Source organism: Amycolatopsis sp. 3B14, assembly GCF_050958625.1.
Taxonomy (GTDB): domain Bacteria; phylum Actinomycetota; class Actinomycetes; order Mycobacteriales; family Pseudonocardiaceae; genus Amycolatopsis_E; species Amycolatopsis_E thermoflava.
The window spans coordinates 1-16148 of sequence record NZ_JBHZEN010000054.1 but is presented as its reverse complement, the minus strand read 5'-3'; the positions used below and the strand labels follow the sequence as shown (position 1 = coordinate 16148).

15 protein-coding genes are annotated in these 16148 nt (G+C 70.9%); 7 read left to right on the top strand and 8 right to left on the bottom strand.

Translation table 11 applies throughout. The features are described 5' to 3' along the window. Positions 1-2: 2 nt before the first annotated feature. Positions 3-1385, bottom strand: coding sequence for a helix-turn-helix domain-containing protein (locus ACCP09_RS27800; protein WP_017986057.1), 1383 nt, complete (start codon positions 1383-1385; stop codon positions 3-5). Between the two features lie 286 nt (positions 1386-1671). Between ACCP09_RS27800 and ACCP09_RS27795 the strand changes: the two genes are divergently transcribed. Continuing rightward, positions 1672-1998: a hypothetical protein gene (locus tag ACCP09_RS27795; protein WP_027933119.1), complete on the top strand. Its 327-nt coding sequence runs from the start codon at positions 1672-1674 to the stop codon at positions 1996-1998. A gap of 13 nt (positions 1999-2011) precedes the next feature. Beyond that, a complete protein-coding gene (locus ACCP09_RS27790; protein ID WP_027933120.1) occupies positions 2012-2410 on the top strand; it encodes a hypothetical protein in 399 nt (132 codons plus the stop codon). 250 nt (positions 2411-2660) lie between these two features. Here the strand turns inward: ACCP09_RS27790 and ACCP09_RS27785 are convergent, their stop codons facing one another. Both ACCP09_RS27785 and ACCP09_RS27780 read right to left on the bottom strand, forming a co-directional pair. Further along, positions 2661-3908, bottom strand: coding sequence for an MFS transporter (locus ACCP09_RS27785; protein WP_433751531.1), 1248 nt, complete (start codon positions 3906-3908; stop codon positions 2661-2663). Further along, entirely contained in the window at positions 3905-5179 is a 1275-nt protein-coding gene (locus tag ACCP09_RS27780) for a GH1 family beta-glucosidase (RefSeq protein WP_433751529.1), read from the bottom strand. Before ACCP09_RS27780 ends, ACCP09_RS27785 begins: the two co-directional genes overlap by 4 nt. A 121-nt stretch (positions 5180-5300) precedes the next feature. Here ACCP09_RS27780 and ACCP09_RS27775 point away from each other — a divergent pair, with 121 nt between their 5' ends. Beyond that, on the top strand, positions 5301-5927 hold the full coding sequence (locus tag ACCP09_RS27775) for a TetR/AcrR family transcriptional regulator (RefSeq protein ID WP_027933123.1): 627 nt from the start codon (positions 5301-5303) through the stop codon (positions 5925-5927). 188 nt (positions 5928-6115) lie between these two features. Here ACCP09_RS27775 and ACCP09_RS27770 read toward each other — a convergent pair whose 3' ends face one another. Next, positions 6116-7024: an SDR family oxidoreductase gene (locus ACCP09_RS27770; RefSeq protein ID WP_027933124.1), complete on the bottom strand. Its 909-nt coding sequence runs from the start codon at positions 7022-7024 to the stop codon at positions 6116-6118. 84 nt (positions 7025-7108) lie between these two features. On the opposite strand from ACCP09_RS27770, the gene ACCP09_RS27765 reads away from it, so the two are divergent. Then, positions 7109-7681, top strand: a complete 573-nt coding sequence (locus ACCP09_RS27765) for a TetR/AcrR family transcriptional regulator (RefSeq protein ID WP_123684328.1) — start codon at positions 7109-7111, stop codon at positions 7679-7681. A 32-nt stretch (positions 7682-7713) separates the two neighbouring features. Here the strand turns inward: ACCP09_RS27765 and ACCP09_RS27760 are convergent, their stop codons facing one another. Next, positions 7714-8901: an amino acid deaminase/aldolase gene (locus ACCP09_RS27760; protein ID WP_433751526.1), complete on the bottom strand. Its 1188-nt coding sequence runs from the start codon at positions 8899-8901 to the stop codon at positions 7714-7716. A gap of 85 nt (positions 8902-8986) precedes the next feature. Here ACCP09_RS27760 and ACCP09_RS27755 point away from each other — a divergent pair, with 85 nt between their 5' ends. Further along, entirely contained in the window at positions 8987-10294 is a 1308-nt protein-coding gene (locus ACCP09_RS27755; RefSeq protein ID WP_378365066.1) for a D-arabinono-1,4-lactone oxidase, read from the top strand. A 259-nt stretch (positions 10295-10553) separates the two neighbouring features. Here the strand turns inward: ACCP09_RS27755 and ACCP09_RS27750 are convergent, their stop codons facing one another. From ACCP09_RS27750 to ACCP09_RS27740, 3 genes are all read right to left on the bottom strand, one after another. After that, entirely contained in the window at positions 10554-11204 is a 651-nt protein-coding gene (locus ACCP09_RS27750) for an SDR family oxidoreductase (protein WP_027933128.1), read from the bottom strand. 119 nt (positions 11205-11323) lie between these two features. Continuing rightward, positions 11324-11959: a hypothetical protein gene (locus tag ACCP09_RS27745; RefSeq protein WP_027933129.1), complete on the bottom strand. Its 636-nt coding sequence runs from the start codon at positions 11957-11959 to the stop codon at positions 11324-11326. Between the two features lie 277 nt (positions 11960-12236). After that, on the bottom strand, positions 12237-13982 hold the full coding sequence (locus ACCP09_RS27740; protein ID WP_433751523.1) for a protein kinase domain-containing protein: 1746 nt from the start codon (positions 13980-13982) through the stop codon (positions 12237-12239). 98 nt (positions 13983-14080) lie between these two features. On the opposite strand from ACCP09_RS27740, the gene ACCP09_RS27735 reads away from it, so the two are divergent. Both ACCP09_RS27735 and ACCP09_RS27730 read left to right on the top strand, forming a co-directional pair. After that, complete coding sequence (locus tag ACCP09_RS27735; RefSeq protein WP_017986040.1) at positions 14081-15151, top strand: HpcH/HpaI aldolase/citrate lyase family protein; 1071 nt, start codon at positions 14081-14083, stop codon at positions 15149-15151. Beyond that, the gene (locus ACCP09_RS27730) at positions 15148-16017 is read left to right on the top strand and encodes an HpcH/HpaI aldolase/citrate lyase family protein (RefSeq protein WP_431903441.1); all 870 of its coding nucleotides are present in this window, start codon (positions 15148-15150) and stop codon (positions 16015-16017) included. Before ACCP09_RS27735 ends, ACCP09_RS27730 begins: the two co-directional genes overlap by 4 nt. Positions 16018-16148 lie beyond the last annotated feature (131 nt).

The following is a 16148-nucleotide window of genomic DNA, read 5'->3' as shown; positions in this document are numbered from 1 at the left end:
TCCTATGCCGCGAAGAACGAACTGATGCGTTCGTCGAGGTCGCGGGCGTCCGGGTTGTTGCGGCGCTTGGCCGCTTCCTCCTGCATCGGCATCATGCGGTCCTTCACCCGGGCCGACTTGAGGCCGTCCGCCGACTCCAGCGCCAGGCGGCCGATGCGGGCGCCGTGGTCGATGTCGCCGTCGATGAGGTGGTTGGTGGCCAGCGCGGCCTGGTTGAACACCTTGCTGCGCTGCATGTCCTCGCCGTAGGCCTCGATCGCCCTGGTCAGCGCCGGGATCGCGTACTGCGTGTGCTTCGTGTCGACGCCGCGCGCCAGTACCGTGTGGACGGTGCCGATCATCGCGTAGACGTCGGTCTCGTTGAAGAACTTGACCCAGTCCTCGGCCTCGGCCACGTTCGCGCGGGCGAACTCGTCCTTCGCCAGGCCGAGCAGCTTCAGCGACTGGTCCTCGTTGCCCATCATCGCGTAGGCCCACGCCTGGTTGGCCGCCAGCACGGAGATCGCCAGCTCGGAGCCGGATTCCTGCGCCGCGATCTGTCCCAGCTGGAACAGCTTGAGCGCGTCGTTGGGCGCCTCCTGGTGCAGGTAGACCCGGCCCATCCGGTACAGGATGTTGGCCACCAGGTGGTCGTTGTTGCCCTGCTTGGCCAGCTCCAGCGCGTTGGCGAAGTGCCCGCGCGCGGAGTCCATCAGTCCACTGTCGAACGACGTCCAACCGGCCAGGCTGTGCAGGTCGGCCAGCGCCACGAACAGGCGCGAGCGGACCGGGGTGGCCGCGGAGGAGTCGAGCATCTGCTGCCCCCAGGACAGCTGCGCGACCACGGCGTCGCGGCAGAAACCGCCGCCGTACTGGTAGTCGAGCGCGCGCAGCGCTCTGGTCGCAGCCTCGACCTGGCGCACGTCGGTCATCCCGATGTGGCCGGGTGCCGGCGTCCTCGCGGGGCTCGCCGCCCATGCCCTCGGCGACGATCCCAGGATGGCCGCCCCCATCGTGACCTGGGCGGCGTGCGCGAGGAAGTTCCGCCGCTTCACGGACTCGTCCTCCTCAGCCTGCTGCTCGTCGGCTGCGCCGACGACCTGAATCTCGGTGGCCTCGTCGTAGGCGAGGCCCATGTATCCACGGGGGACACCCAGTCCGTCGGCGATCCTGGCGAGCACGTCGTAGGCCATCACCTGGCGGCCCTTGAGGATCTCCGAGACCTCCGACTGGGACTGGCCGGTGAGCGCGGCGATCTGGCGCTGGGAGATGCCCTCCTTGCGCAGGTTCCGGTACACGGCACTGATGTTGCGGGCGGCCAGGGCCTCCCTCATCTCCCGCTTCTCCCAGGCATCCGAGCTGATCGGGTGTCCCTGGCGGGCATCAGTGTTGTCACCGGCGTCCATTGCGCCCCCTCACCGTCCTGTCGGGCGTCGATTCGCAGCGTAGGCACACCCATTGAACCCTGGGAAACGTCGTTGCGGGAGCCCTGATCGGTCGGGGTGAACTCCGGCGACCGTTCACCGGCCCGCCCGCGCCGGTCGCCGCTGTGACCGCGGTTCGCCTTCTCTTCGGCTGCGGTTCATCGCAATCTAGTTCTCGGGTTCGGCGTGACCGAGCGAATACGGCCCGCGATCACGCAGAGCTACGACGAACACGGACAGCAAGCCCGAAGCAGAGCGGAGACACGCGGTGGAGTTCATGAACTCGATCTCGGCACCACGCGCCCAGGTCCACCGGCGGTCCTTCGCCCCGGCCGGTGCGCCGGTCGCGAGCCGGTCGGCGATGCCGGCGCCGGACCCGCGTGCCGCGCAGCTGCGCCGCTACGAGGGTGGTCAGCTGGTGTGGCGGGTGCAGTGCGGCGACATGATCAACCGCGACCGCTGCGTCACCGTGCTCGTCCAGGACAACCAGGTGGTCCTCGTCGGGCCCCCCGGGGAAACGGCCCGCCTCACCGCGGGTCAGCTCGGCCAGCTCCAGGCGGCGTTGAACGAAGCCGCCAAACTGGCGGAAAGGTGACGGTGAGAATTCCGTGGATCAGATCCTTGGGCAGGTCCTCCGCAACGCGGTTTGGGAGCGCCTCGACATGCTCGCCGATCTCGCCACCAGGGCGGACGCTCAGTCCCTGGTCTCAGTGGCCCGGTCGGAACTGCCGCGGCTGACCGAGGGCTGGCGCGCGATGCTGACCGCTCACGAGCCCGACGAGCGTGGTGACTGCCCCACCTGCTCCACCCGGTGGCACCGCTGCAAGGCGCCGTGCTCGGTGTGGCAGGTCGCGCACGAGCACCTCGTCGCCGGCGGTCTCGCCCCCCAGCAGGACCTGCGCCGCCCGTCGCGCCGCAAGCCGAAGGTCCCGGCACAGACGCGCGGTACGACGCCGGGTGAGACAACCGGTCGGCACGCGCTGATACCGCAGGTCGCGAACCACTGACCACTCGGCGATTAATCGAAAAAACTCGGTCACAACCTCTGGCGGAACGCCCCCGTCACCGCTATGTTGTCGATCATGGTTGAGGTCGCGAAGTTGCAGATCGCACCTTGACCGCCCCCGCCCTCGTGGCCCCGAGAACTCCGCGGACCGGTGCCGTTGCACTCCCCTCCCCCGACCGGCACCGGCCCGCGGGCCCAAAGGTACGGAGCTGAAGGGCTCCTCCGAACCCCGGAGGAGCCCTTCGGTGATTTCAGCGCACCGAGCGGACGCGGAGGACGAACGCCCCGGCCGCGAGCGTCGCGACCGCCGACGCGGCGAACAGTCCCGGGTAGCCGCCCAGTTCGGCCAGGATCACGGTGGCGGAGACCGGCGCGATCACCTGCGGCAGCGCGTTCGCGATGTTGATGACGCCCAGGTCCTTGGCGCGGTCCTGCGCGGCGGGCAGCACCTCGGTGAGGATGGCCAGCGCCACCGCCCAGTACGCGCCGAAGCCGACCCCGAGCAGCGGGGACGCCGCCAGCGCCGCGGGCCAGGTCTGCCACAGCACCAGCACCACCGCCGCCGCGGCCATCACCACCACCGCGGCCAGCACGAACGGCTTGCGGCGGCCGGTCCGGTCGGACAGCGGGCCGACCACGAGGCCGCCGATCACCAGCGCGACGCCGTAGAGACCCATCATGATCAGCAGCCCGGTGTCCGGGTCCGGGTGGTGCACCGCGTCCTTGAGGAAGAACAGCAGGAAGAACGTGCCCAGCGCGTTGCCGAGGTTGATCAGGAAGTGGCAGCCCCAGGCCCACGCGAAGTCCGGGTGCCGCCGCGGCGAAACCCACAGCTCGCGCAGGACCGCGCGGAAACCGGTCGCCGGGCGCCAGTCGCGCGGCAGGGCGATGTCCCTGGTGCGCAGCACGAACGCCGCCGCGCCGAGCACCACGACCGCGGCGCAGGCGAGGTAGCCGCCGGGCAGGCTGGTGACCAGGACCGTCACCAGCACGGCGCCGAGGACCGTGCCGAGCATCTGGCTGATGCCGACGAGGCCGCCGATCCGCGCCCGCTGGCCGACCGGGACCCGGTCCGGCACCGCCGAGGTGAGCGTGGCGAGCATGCCGCCGAGCCCAGCCTGCACCAGGCACCAGCCGACGACCATGACCGCCACGTTCGGCGCCAGCGCCAGCACCACCAGGCCGAGCGCGCCGCACAGCGCGCCCGCGAGCGTCCACGGGTGCCGCCGCCCGAACCGCGAGCGCGTGCGGTCCGAGGCCAGCCCGACCAGCGGGTTGGTGAGCAGCGCGACCACCGCGCCGACCCCGGTGACGATGCCGAACACCAGCTCCTTGTCCGCGGCGTCCAGGTGCTCGGCCTGTTCCGGCAGCAGCACCTGGATCGGGGCGTAGATCCCCAGCCACAGCCCGATGTTCGCGCCGAAGAGCAGGCTGATCCAGCCGGCCCGGACCGGGACGTCGGGCTCGGCGAGCGCGTCGGGCGTCCGCGTTCCGGTCATGCGCGCACCAGCTTCCGGTACCAGGAGAAGGAGTCCTTGGGAGTCCGGCGCTGCGTTTCGTAGTCGACGTGCACCAGGCCGAACCGCGGCGCGTACCCCTTGGACCATTCGAAATTGTCGAGCAACGACCAAACGAAATACCCACGGACTTCAACTCCCGCCGTTATCGCGGCGGCGACGGACCGCAGGTGCGCGTCCAGGAAGTCGATGCGCTCCTGATCGTGGACGCCGTCGAAGCTCGCACCGTTCTCGGTCAGGTAGATCGGCGGCAGCTTCTCGCCGTAGCGGTCGCGCAGGCCGACCAGCAGCTCGTGCAGCGCGGCCGGCACGATCGGGGAGTCGTTGGTGGTGCGCGGAAAACCCTCGATCGGGCGAAGTTCGAACGGCAGCGGATTGCCCTCGCCGGGCGCCGCCGCGCCCTGCGGCTCGTAATAGTTGACGCCGTAGAAATCCAGCGGTTGAGCGATGTTCACCAGGTCATCGGCGTATCCGGCGGGAAGGTGCGGTTCGATTTCCGCGGGATAAGCGCCGAGCAGCACCGGGTCCGAAAAGGCTCTGTTGAGCAATGCGTCCAGCCGGCGGGCCGCGTCATGATCGGCTTCGGCGTTTGAAGTGGGCCAAACTGGACAATGATGGTTGGCGGTGCCGATGTTCGAGGCACCCGCGGCCCGCAGAGCCTGGACCGCGAGGCCGTGGGCGAGGTGTTGGTGGTGTGCGGTGGGGAGGGCGTCCAAGAGCAGTGTCCGTCCGGGCGCGTACTCGCCGATCGCGTACCCGAACACCGTCGTCACCATCGGCTCGTTGAGGGGGATCCACATCCGCACGCGATCAGCGAAGTGCTCGCCGAGGACCGAGGCGTACTCGGCGAACCGGTACGCCGTCTCCCGGTTCAGCCAGCCGCCGTCGTCCTCCAGCGGTTGCGGGGTGTCCCAGTGGTAGACCGTCGCCACCGGCGCGATGTCCGCTTCGCAGAGCGCGTCGATCAGCCGGTCGTAGAAGGCAAGGCCCGCCGCGTTCGGCGCGCCGGACCCCGTCGGCTGGATCCGCGGCCAGGCGAAGGAGAAGCGGTAGGCGCCGACACCCAGCTCCGTCAGCAGCGCGACGTCCTCCGGCCAGCGGTGGTAGTGGTCGCAGGCGACGTCGGCCTGCCCGGGGGCGAAGGTGTCCCACACCGACGGTCCGCGCCCGTCTTCGCTGGTCGCGCCCTCGATCTGGAAGGCCGAAGTGGACACGCCCCACAGGAAGCCGGGCGGGAAGGCGAGGTTCTCCACGAGCGACGTCCCTTCATCGGGGCTAACGTGAAAAGTTCTCAAATGCTAGCCCTTCCCTCGACCGGGGGGAAGCGGTCCGGCGCGCTAAAGTCCCTGTTCAGAGCACCAGAAGGAGCACAACGTGTCGGAGACCCAGGCGACGACGACCCCGCTTCGCCGGCAGCCCGTCCAGCAGCGCAGCGCGAAGCGGGTCGAGCAGATGCTGGACGCGAGCGCCGAGCTCATCGACGAGGTCGGTTATGACGCGTTGACCACCACCCTGATCGCGAAGCGCGCCGGGGTCGCCGTCGGGTCGCTGTACCAGTTCTTCCCCGACAAGCGGGCGGTCGTGCGGGCGCTGACGCAACGCAACCTCGACCGGTTCGTGCAGGCCGTGAGCGAGCGGCTGAGCCGCGAGGACCCGCGACACTGGTGGGACGTCGTCGACTCGGTGCTGGACATCTACCTGGAGATGCACCGGACCGTGCCGGGCTTCTCGAAGGTGCACTTCGGCGACGTGGTGGACCGGCAGCTGCTCGACGACAGCCGGGACAACAACCGGGTCATCGCGGACTCGCTAGCCGACCTCGTCGGGAAGTACATCGACCTGAACACGCCACGCCTGTCGCTGGCAATGACGGTCGCCATCGAGGCCGCGGACGGACTGCTGAAGCTGGCCTTCCACCGCGACCCCGAGGGCGACGCGGAAATCGTGGGCGAGACCAAGCACCTCATCAAGCAGTACCTGGCCTCGCGCCTCGGCGAATAGGAACGTGTCAGCGCGGCTTGCGGGGCGGTGCGGGTAGCGGAACCTCAGAATCCCCCTCGCTGTGGGATCGCCTCCTCATGAATTCCAATTCACCACGTCGGCGCTGTCCTCGCGAGGGGGCTCCTGAGAACCCGCGGCGGTGCGAGCTGCCTGCATGGCGCAAGCGGCTGCGCGGCGTACCAGAGCGGTCAGCCCTCTTCGAAGTAGTGGCCCGCGTCGAGGTCGGCGAGCAGGCCGGGGTGCTCCGGCTTCCAGTCCAGCAGCCGCTGGGTGCGCTCGCTGGACGCCGCGTTGTCCATCGCCGCGAAGCGGGCCAGGAAGCCGAAGTGCTCCTCCGCCTGCTCGGCCGGGATGCTCTCCGTCGGCAGCCCCAGGTGGCGGCCGATGGCCTCGGCGATCTGCCGGAACGGGACGCCCTCGTCCCCCACGGCGTGCAGCCGCGAACCGGCCGGGGCCTTCTCCAGCGCCAGGCGGTAGAGCCGCGCGGCGTCCAGCGTGTGCACGGCGGGCCAGCGGTTGACGCCGTCGCCGAGGTAGCCGGACCGGCCCGCCTTCCGCGCGGCGGCGATCAGGACCGGGACGAAGCCGTGCTTGTCCAGTGAGCTGTGCACGGTTGGCGGGAGCCGGACCACCGACGACCGGATCCCGCGGTCGGCGAACCCGATGAGCTCGTTCTCCGCGTCGATCCGGTAGCCGCCGGGCATCACGTCCTCCTCGGTGGCGGCGCGGTCCAGCCCGAGCTCGGCGACCATCCCGGTGCCCGAGGTCCCGACCAGCGGCTTGCCGGTGCCGGCCAGCACCTCGCCGAACGCCCGCACGACGGCCAGGTCGGTGTCGCCCGCGGTCGCGAAGTCCCCGGCGGTCATGGCCTCGTGGTCGAAGGCGAGGTGGATGACGCCATCCGCCTCGGCCGCCGCCTCCCGCAGGCCGTCCAGGTCCCGCAGATCGCCCCGCCGCACCTGCGCGCCGGCGGCGGACAGCTTCGCGGCCGAGGCCTCCGACCGCGCCAGGCCGACCACCTCGTGACCGGCCGAAAGCAGCTCCGGGACGACCGCCGAACCGACGTGCCCCGACGCGCCCGTGACGAAAACCCGCATGGAATCCTCCTCAGTGATGTCACTTGGTGACATCAACAACGATAGCACCGCATGACACTTGGTGTCATCACCTAGACTGGGCGCATGGTCAGGTGGGAGCCCAACGCGCCTGAGCGGCTGTCGCGCGCCGCGCTGGAGCTGTTCACCGAGCGGGGGTACGACAACACGACGGTCGCGGAGATCGCGGAGCGCACCGGGCTGACGAAGCGGACGTTCTTCCGGCACTTCGCCGACAAGCGCGAGGTGCTGTTCGGCGGTCAGGACGCGTTGGTCAAGGTCCTCGCGGAGGCGATCACCGCCGCGCCCGATCCGGTCGAACCGCTGGCGGCGATCGGCGCGGCTCTCGAAGCCACCGCGGTGTTCTTCGGGCCGGAGCGGCTGAAGTGGGCGCAGGAACGGCAGGCCGTCATCGACGCCAACCCCGAGCTGCAGGAGCGCGAGCTGCTCAAGCTCGCCACGCTCACCACCGCCTTCCGGGACGCCCTGCGGGAACGCGGCGTGCCGGAACCCGGCGCGAGCCTCGCCGCCGAGATCGGGAACCTCGCCTTCCGGACCGCGTTCACCCGCTGGATCGACCCGGCCAACCAGCTGGACTTCGCCGAACTGACCCGGCGGACGCTCGACGAACTGCGACAGGCGGCGGCGACGCTCGCCTGAGTTGTCCACAGGGTTGTGGACATGTGGACAAGTCAGCCGAAGTTCTGGTGTTCGCCCCGGTAGGTGGGCACGGTGCGCTCCACCCGGCCGTCCACCACGATGTGGTAGGCGTCGAACCGCTCGGCGAGTTCGCCCGCCTTCGCGTGCCGCATCCACACCCGGTCACCGACCCGGAGATCGCGGGCCGCCTTGCCGGTGACGGGGGTCTGCACCTCGCCGGCGCCTTCGAACGGCAGCAGCCGCAACCCTTCCGGCAGGTAGGGGGACGGCAGCCGGCTCGCCGAAGCCGGGCCGGAGGCGACGAAACCGCCGGAGTAGAGCGTGGCGATGTGGCGCGACGGCTTGTGCACGACCGGGAGCGCGAACAACACCGCGGGCTGCGGGTGGAAGCGGGTGTAGCCGTCGAACAGGGTCGAGCCGATCAGCCCGGACCCGGCCGCGACCTCGGTGACCACCCGGTCGGCCCGGGTCAGCTCGATGCTGCCGCTGCCGCCGCCGTTGACGAACTCCAGGTCGGCGACCTCCCGCACCGCCTCCACCGCGGCCGTGCGACGGCGGGACAGCTCGGCCGACGACCGGCGCTGCATCCAGCGCACGGCGAGGTCGTTGAGGCGGCTGCCGGTGGCGTCGCCGAGCCCGGCGATCTGGCCCTCGTAGGCCATCAGCCCGGTCAGGCGGAAGCCTTGGCGTGCCACGATCTTCCGCGCCAGCGCCGCGGCCTGCTTCGCGGTGAAGACCGGCGAGCGGCGGGTCCCGACGTGCACGAACGGCAGCGGGCGCCAGGACGCGTCGAGTTCCAGGCACACCCGGATCTCCGGGTGGTCGTGGCCCAGCGCGGCGTCCACGAGGTCCAGGTGCTCGGCCGAGTCGACCACGATCGTGATCGCGGTGCGGGCCCGCTCGTCGGCCGCGAGTGCGCGCAGCGCGCCGAAATCGGCGGTGGGATAGGCGACCAGGATGTCGTCGCACGTTCCCAGGCGGGCGTGCCACAGGGCTTCGGCCAGCGAGTAGCACATCAGCCCGGCGAACCCGGGCGTCGCGAGCGCGCGCTCGATCAGATAGCGGCAGCGCACGGACTTGCTGACCAGGCGGATCGGCAGGCCCGCTGCGCGCTCGACCAGATCGGCGGCGTTGGCATCGAACGCGGCCAGGTCGACGACGGCGAGCGGCGGATCGAGATCCTTCGTCGCCGTGTCGTACGTGGTCGCGGAGCTCGTCATGCTAGGACCGTACGTCAGAACGACTTGAAACGCGAATACCTTTCACTTACGGTTTCGTCACTCGACACGGACGGGTGAGCACTTCATGAGCCGGTGGCACAACTGGGCGGGGACCGCGAGCGCGGACCCACAGCGCATCCACACTCCGCGCAGCGCGGCCGAGATCGCCGAGGTCGTCACCGGCGTCGCGGTGAACGGCCGCCGCGTCCGCGCGTGGGGCAGCGGGCACTCGTTCACGCCGATCGCGGTGGCCGACTCGGACGCGATCGACCTCCGCGGCTGGACCGGGATCGCCGCGGTCGACGCCGGGAACCACCGCGTCACGGTGCGGTCGGGCACCACGATCCGGCAGCTCAACGCCGAGCTGGACGGACTGGGCCTGGCGCTGACCAACCTCGGGGACATCGACGCGCAGACGATCGCGGGCGCCGTGTCGACCGGCACGCACGGCACCGGCGCGCGGCTCGGCGGGCTGGCCACGCAGATCGTGCAACTGGAACTGGTGCTCGCCGACGGCTCGGTGGTCACGTGCTCGGCCGACCGGCAGCCGGACCTGTTCGCCGCGGCCCGCGTCGGGCTCGGCGCGCTCGGCGTGATCACGCACGTGACGCTGCAATGCGAGCCGGCGTTCGCGCTCGCCGCGCAGGAACGGCCGGAGCCGCTGGAGCAGGTGCTGGAGGGGTTCGACACCTTCGCAGCGGAGAACGACCACTTCGAGTTCTACTGGTTTCCGTATGGGAAGAACGCGCTGGTCAAGCGCAACAACCGGCTGCCCGCGGGTGAGACGCCGCGGCCGTTGAGCCGGGCCCGCGAGTTCCTCGACTACGAGATCATGGAGAACGTCGCGTTCGGCACGCTGTGCCGCATCGGCCGGGCGGTGCCGCGACTGGTCCAGCCGCTCGGCCGGTTCGCGTCGGCGGCGTTGTCGGCACGCGAGTACTCGGACACCTCGCACCGGGTTTTCGTGACCCACCGCGGGGTGCGGTTCGTGGAGTCGGAGTACGCCGTTCCACGTGAATCACTGCACGAGGTCCTGCGCGAACTGCGGGCGCTGGTGCCGCGGCTGGAGAACCCGGTGGCGTTCCCGGTGGAGGTGCGCGTCGCGGCGGCGGACGACATCTGGCTGTCCACGGCGCAGGGCCGCGACTCCGCCTACATCGCCGTGCACCAGTTCGTCGGCATGCCCTACCGCGAGTACTTCGCCGGCTTCGAGTCGATCGTCGGAGCCGTCGGCGGACGTCCGCACTGGGGCAAGATGCACACCCTGGACGCCACCGCGCTGCGCGAGCGCTACCCGCATTTCGACGACTTCGTGAAGGTGGCGCAACGCTGCGACCCGGCCGGTGTGTTCCGGAACTCCTATGTGGACCGCGTGCTCGGCCCGTTGCCCTAGGCAGCGCGTCAGTCGTGCCAGTAGGTGCGAATCCACAGTGGATCGCCCGGCGGTTGCGGCCCGAACTGGGCGAGCAGGGTCGCGGGTGGCGGTCAGCTGCTGTGGTGAAGCCGGCGCCTCGACGGTGCGGGCGAGTTCGACCACGGCGTCGATGGCCTGGACCACCGGGGCGGCTTCCGGCGGGTTCAGCAGCCGGACCGCGGCGGCGGCAGGCCTCGTCCGCGGGCCAGTCCGCGATCTCGATGCTCTCCTGAATCGTCTACAAGCGAGTGATCGCCTCGTCGACGGGTGTGTTGCCGGTCACCAGTTCCAGCGTGCGGCGGAACGAGCGGGGCTCCTCGAAGAGCGCGACCAGCACCGCGGCGACGTCCTCGCGCGGGATTTCGCCGTAGTCGACTTTGTCGGCCAGGTGGACCTCGCCGATCGCGGGCTCGTCGGTGAGGCGGCCGGGGCGCAGGATGGTCCAGTCCAGGTCGCGGGCGCGCAGGTCCTCCTCGGCCGCCTTCTTCGCGCGCAGGTACGCCGCGAACACCTCGTCGGTGCCGGGGCGGGCCGGGCGGTCGACGCCGATCGAGCCGATCTGGATGTGCCGCCGGACGCCGGCGCGCTCGGCGGCGTCGGCGAACAGCCGCGCGGCGCCGAGGTCCACCGTCTCCTTGCGGGCCGCGCCGCTGCCGGGGCCCGCGCCCGCGGCGAAGACCGCGACGTCCGCGCCCTTCAGCACGTCGGCGACCTCGTCGACCGCGGCGGACTCCAGGTCGAGCACGACCGGCTCGGCGCTGAGGTCGCGCAGGGCGGGCGCCTGCTCGACGTTGCGGATGATGCCAACGGCCTCGTCCCCGGTGCCGGCCAGCAGCCGCTCCAGGTGACGCGCGATCTTCCCGTGCCCTCCGGCGATGACGACTCGCATGAGACCCAGCCTAGGACGACCGGCACCGGGGTGCTGTTCGGAAGTGGCGGAGCCGCTTCGCCACCCGAGCAACCGGCACCGCCACTCGCACCGTCACGCAGGCCACCCCGACCTGTCTTCTAGGCCACCGGCAGGTCGTAGGAGGCGAGGAGCTGTTCGTAGACCATCTCGTTGATCCAGCGGGACACGGCGTCCTCGGGGAGGAGGATGCGCTCGCGGCGCACGTCGATGTCCAGGTCGACCCGGGCGTCCTCGTCGGCGGTGACCACGCCGACGCCGTAGGAACGGGCGCGCGGCAGGCAGTTGTCCAGGTAGTCGCGGCTCAGCACGGCCGACGTCGGCAGCACCACGGCCGCCTCGCCGTAGCGGCTGAACGGCACGGCGGACGCCATTCCGGTGCGCCAGTGCCGGGCGACGGCGAGGACGCCGACGATCTCCGCGGCCGGGGCCGGGGCGGTCGGCGCGAACTCCGGCCACGTCCAGGTGGCGACGGTCGCGCGGTCGGTCACCGGGGCGACGCCCATCGCGATCCGCTCGGCGTGGGTGGCGGTGCGCAGCTTGGCGACGACGCACACGCGGCGGCCGAGCATCGTGACCTCGGGGAGGACGACGCCGTGCCAGCCCAGCTGGGCGGCGGCGTCGCGGGCCAGCACGCTGACGCTGGCGGGCAGCTCGACGGGCGGCACCACGCGGGTGGGGAACGATCGTCCGCCGGCCACCACCGAGTTTCCGGTGTGCCCTGGTGTAACCGCCACGATCCGCCTCCTCTTACCGCTGATTCCCTACCCGCACCTCGTGAAAAGAGGCACATGGAAAGAGGTACCAGGGGTGGGCCGGTTGATCGGTGGACAACGGGAGCGCCTGCGATCGGCGGCGCTCAACGGTCGGTGACCGGTCGATGAGCGGTATCGGGACTTCAGCCCGACACTGCTTCCGAATGGGTGACGGACCGCTGAACGACCCGACGCCCAGCGTTTCCGTACCGCCGAACGGAGCAATTCCATTCGCGTTCCACTGTGGACAACGTATGGATCAGGGCAGGAGTTCCCGGCCCAGCGGTGTCATCAGGTCGGCGACCTCCGAGTAGGGAACCACGACCTCGTGGTACCCGCACGCCATCGGATAATTCCGCGCGTCGGTGGCGAGCCAGAACACCACTCCGTCGGGCCGGAATCCCAGCTGGAGCGCGGGCGCGTCGAGGATCCCCCACGGCCGCAGGTCCTGCGGCGCGAGCGGGGTGCGCTCGCCGAACGGTTCGCCGCCGTCGCAGTAGCCGCCCGGTGAGCGGGCGAGGATCCGCGACTCCAGCGCGCTCATCGCGTTCTGGTCGGCCGCGATTCCGTCGAAGACGTCCCCGGCCGTGATCACCTGCCCGGTCGACAGGTCGACGTTCAGCCAGAGGATGGCGTAGCCGCCGTGGTTGCCGAACTGGCTCGACTCCACCGTCAGGTCGTACCGCACGGACACGATCCGCTCGTCCTGCCTGCCGATGGTGACCTTGTTCTCGATCACCGGGTCCTCCGTCGGGTCGACGATCCCGGAGCGGACGTAGGCGGTGAAGTCGTCGAGCGGTTTCGCGAGCGCGGCGTTGATCCGGTCCTGCAGCGCGGGGTCCCGCATCCCGCTCACCGCGGCGTACTGCGCGTCGACGTGGAACCCGGCGCCCGGTTCGGTGCGGGTCAGCAGGTTCACCTGGACCGCCGCCTGCTGCTCGGCGGGTGGCGCGGCGGCGACCGGCGGGAGGGTTTCGCCGTTGCCGATCACCGCGATCGTGCCGATCACCGCGCCGACGCCGACCGCGACGGCGACCAGCGTGGCGCCGATCTTCGCGCCGAGACCGATGCCGGTGCCGACCGCCGCCAGCCCGCCCGCCGCGGCTCCCGGCGCGGCCGCGGTCCCGGCGCCGAGCAGCGCCAGCGGCGACAACGCCAGCAACGCCCCGGCCCGCTGGGCCAGCCTGCCCAGGCCGCGCTGCTCCCAGTCCGGGCCGTACCCGGCGACCGCGGCGGTCTCCAGTTCGGCGACGAACTCGGCCGCCGCGGACGGCCGCCGGTCCGCCTCCTTCGCCATGCCGCGCGCGATCAGCCCGCGCACCGGCTCCGGCACCGCATCGAGCGGCACCGGCGCGTTCTCGTGCAGGTTCCGGAGCTCGTCGGTGGTCGCGCCCTCGTACGGCTGCCGCCCGGCGATGCTCTGGAAGAACACGCAGGTCGCCGCGTACACGTCGGTCGCCGGGGTGGCGGGCCCGCCGCGCCACTGCTCGGGCGCCATGTACGCCGGGGTGCCCGCGGGCACGCCGGGCCGCCCGGCCAGCACGGCGATGCCGAAGTCGACCAGTTTGCTCTCCCGGCCTGGCTCGACCAGCACGTTCGCCGGTTTGTAGTCGCGGTGCACGACCCCGGCCCGGTGCGCGTCGGCCAGCCCGAGCAGCGAACCCTTCAGCACCGCGAGCGCCGACTCGGGCGGCAGCACGCCGTCGTGGCCGAGGACCTCGCGCAGCGAGACGCCGTGGATGGCCTCCATCACGATCGCGGCGCCGTGCGGGCTCTCGTGGAACTCGTAGAGCCGGGCGACGTGCGGCGACTGGATGCGGCTCAGCAGCTGCGCCTCGTGCCGGAACGCGGCCAGCCGCGCCGGGTCGCCGAGGTGCTTCCCGAACAGGTACTTGATCGCCACCGGGGTGCCGGAGGGGTCGTGCCTGGCCAGCACGACCTCGCCGAACCCGCCTTCGCCCAGCAACCCGACTTCGGTGAAGCCCGGCACCGCCCAGTTCCGCATCCGCACCTCACTCCGAGGTGAGTTTCGCCGCAGCGGTTCCCCTGGTTTCGTGGTTAGGGTTACTCGTCGGTTACAACGGCCGTGCCAAGGGAGGACGGATGCGCTCGCCGAAGGACTTCTTCGCGCCCCTTGCCGTGGGGGCGCCCGACCCCGTCCGCGAGATCCCCGCGCTGCCGTCGCGGATGATCCACTTCTTCGACCCCAGCAACGCGAAGATGGCGGCGAAGGTCCCCGACCTGGCCAAGAAGGTCGACGTGCTGCTCGGCAACCTCGAGGACGCCGTGCGCGCGGACCGCAAGGAGGCCGCGCGCCAGGGCCTGGTGGAGATCGCGAAGGCCACCGACTTCGGCTCGACGCAGCTGTGGACGCGGATCAACAGCCTCGACTCGCCGTGGGTGCTGGACGACCTGATCACGCTGGTCACCGAGATCGGCGACAAACTCGACGTGATCATGGTGCCGAAGGTCGAGGGCGCCCAGGACATCCACTACGTCGACCGGTTGCTGGCGCAGCTGGAAGCGCGGGCCGGTCTGCGCAGGCCGCTGCTGGTGCACGCGATTCTGGAGACCGCGAGCGGGGTCGCGAACGTCGAGGAGATCGCCGGCGCGAGCCCGCGCATGCAGGGCATTTCGCTGGGCCCGGCGGACCTCGCCGCGAGCCGCCGCATGAAGACGACGCGCGTCGGCGGCGGGCACCCCGGCTACCTGGTGCGGACCGACCCGGTCGGCGAGGACTTGCACGAAGGCCGCACCACCTACCAGCAGGACCTGTGGCACTACACGGTCGCGCGGATGGTCGATGCCTGCGCGATGCACGGGATCCTGCCGTACTACGGGCCGTTCGGGGACATCCGGGACGTGGTGGCCTGCGAGGACCAGTTCCGCAACGCGTTCCTGCTCGGCTGTGTCGGCACCTGGACGTTGCACCCGGTGCAGGTGGACATCGCGAAACGGGTGTTCTCGCCGGAGCCGAAGGACGTCGCGTGGGCGCGGAAGGTGATCGCGGCGATGGGCGACGGCACCGGCGCGGTCATGATCGACGGGAAGATGCAGGACGACGCCTCGGTCAAGCAGTGCCGGGTGGTCGCGGAGCTGGCGGACAAGCTGGCCGAGCGCGACCCGGAGCTGAAGCAGGCGTACGACGAGGCGACGAAGGAAGCGCTGGCATGAGTGGAGTGAAGCCGCGGCGTTCGGTGCTGTACATGCCGGGCGCGAACGAGCGGGCGCTGGAGAAGGCGAAGACGCTGCCCGCGGACGCGCTGATCCTGGACCTGGAGGACGCGGTCGCCCCGGACGCGAAGGAGGCGGCGCGGGAGCGGGTGTGCGCGGCGGCGGCCTCCGGCGACTACGGCAGCCGCGAGGTGACCATCCGGGTCAACGGACTGGACACCGAATGGCACGACGCGGACCTCCGGGCGGCAGCCCAGGCCGGCCCGGCCGCGGTGGTCGTGCCGAAGGTCAACTCGGCGGCCGAGGTGCACAACATCGAACGCGCGCTGGAGCTCGGCGGGGCGCCCGATTCGACGAAGATCTGGGCGATGGTCGAGACCCCGGTCGCGATGCTGCACGCGGAGGAGATCGCTGCGGCGAGCGAGCGCCTGACGGTGCTGGTGATGGGGACGAATGACCTGGCCAAGGAGCTGCACGCGGAGTTCGTCCCCGGCCGGGCCCCGCTCCTGGGTGGCTTGTCGCTGTGCCTGCTCGCCGCGAGGGCGACGGGCAAGGTCATCCTGGACGGCGTCTACAACGACGTGAAGGACCTGGCCGGCTTCGAGGCGGAGTGCCTGCAGGGACGCCAGTTCGGGTTCGACGGCAAGACCCTCATTCATCCGGGGCAGATCGAGCCGTGCAACCGGGTGTTCGCACCGTCGGACGACGAGGTCGCCCAGGCGCGGAAGATCATCGCCGCGTTCGACGAGGCGAAGGCCGAGGGACGCGGTGTGGTGACCGTGGACGGGCGGATGATCGAGAACCTGCACGTGGAGAACGCGCAGCGGATCCTGGCACTGGCCGAGGCGATCGCCGGAAAGAGCTAGGAAAGCTTTAGCCAACAAGAAAACCGGCACCCGGCAACGAAAGAAGACCCACTACGCCCCAGACCTCCCCCGCCCCCGATCCACAGCCGATCTTTGGTCGCCGACCAGCGGGGTCAAGGCACGCTTTCCCG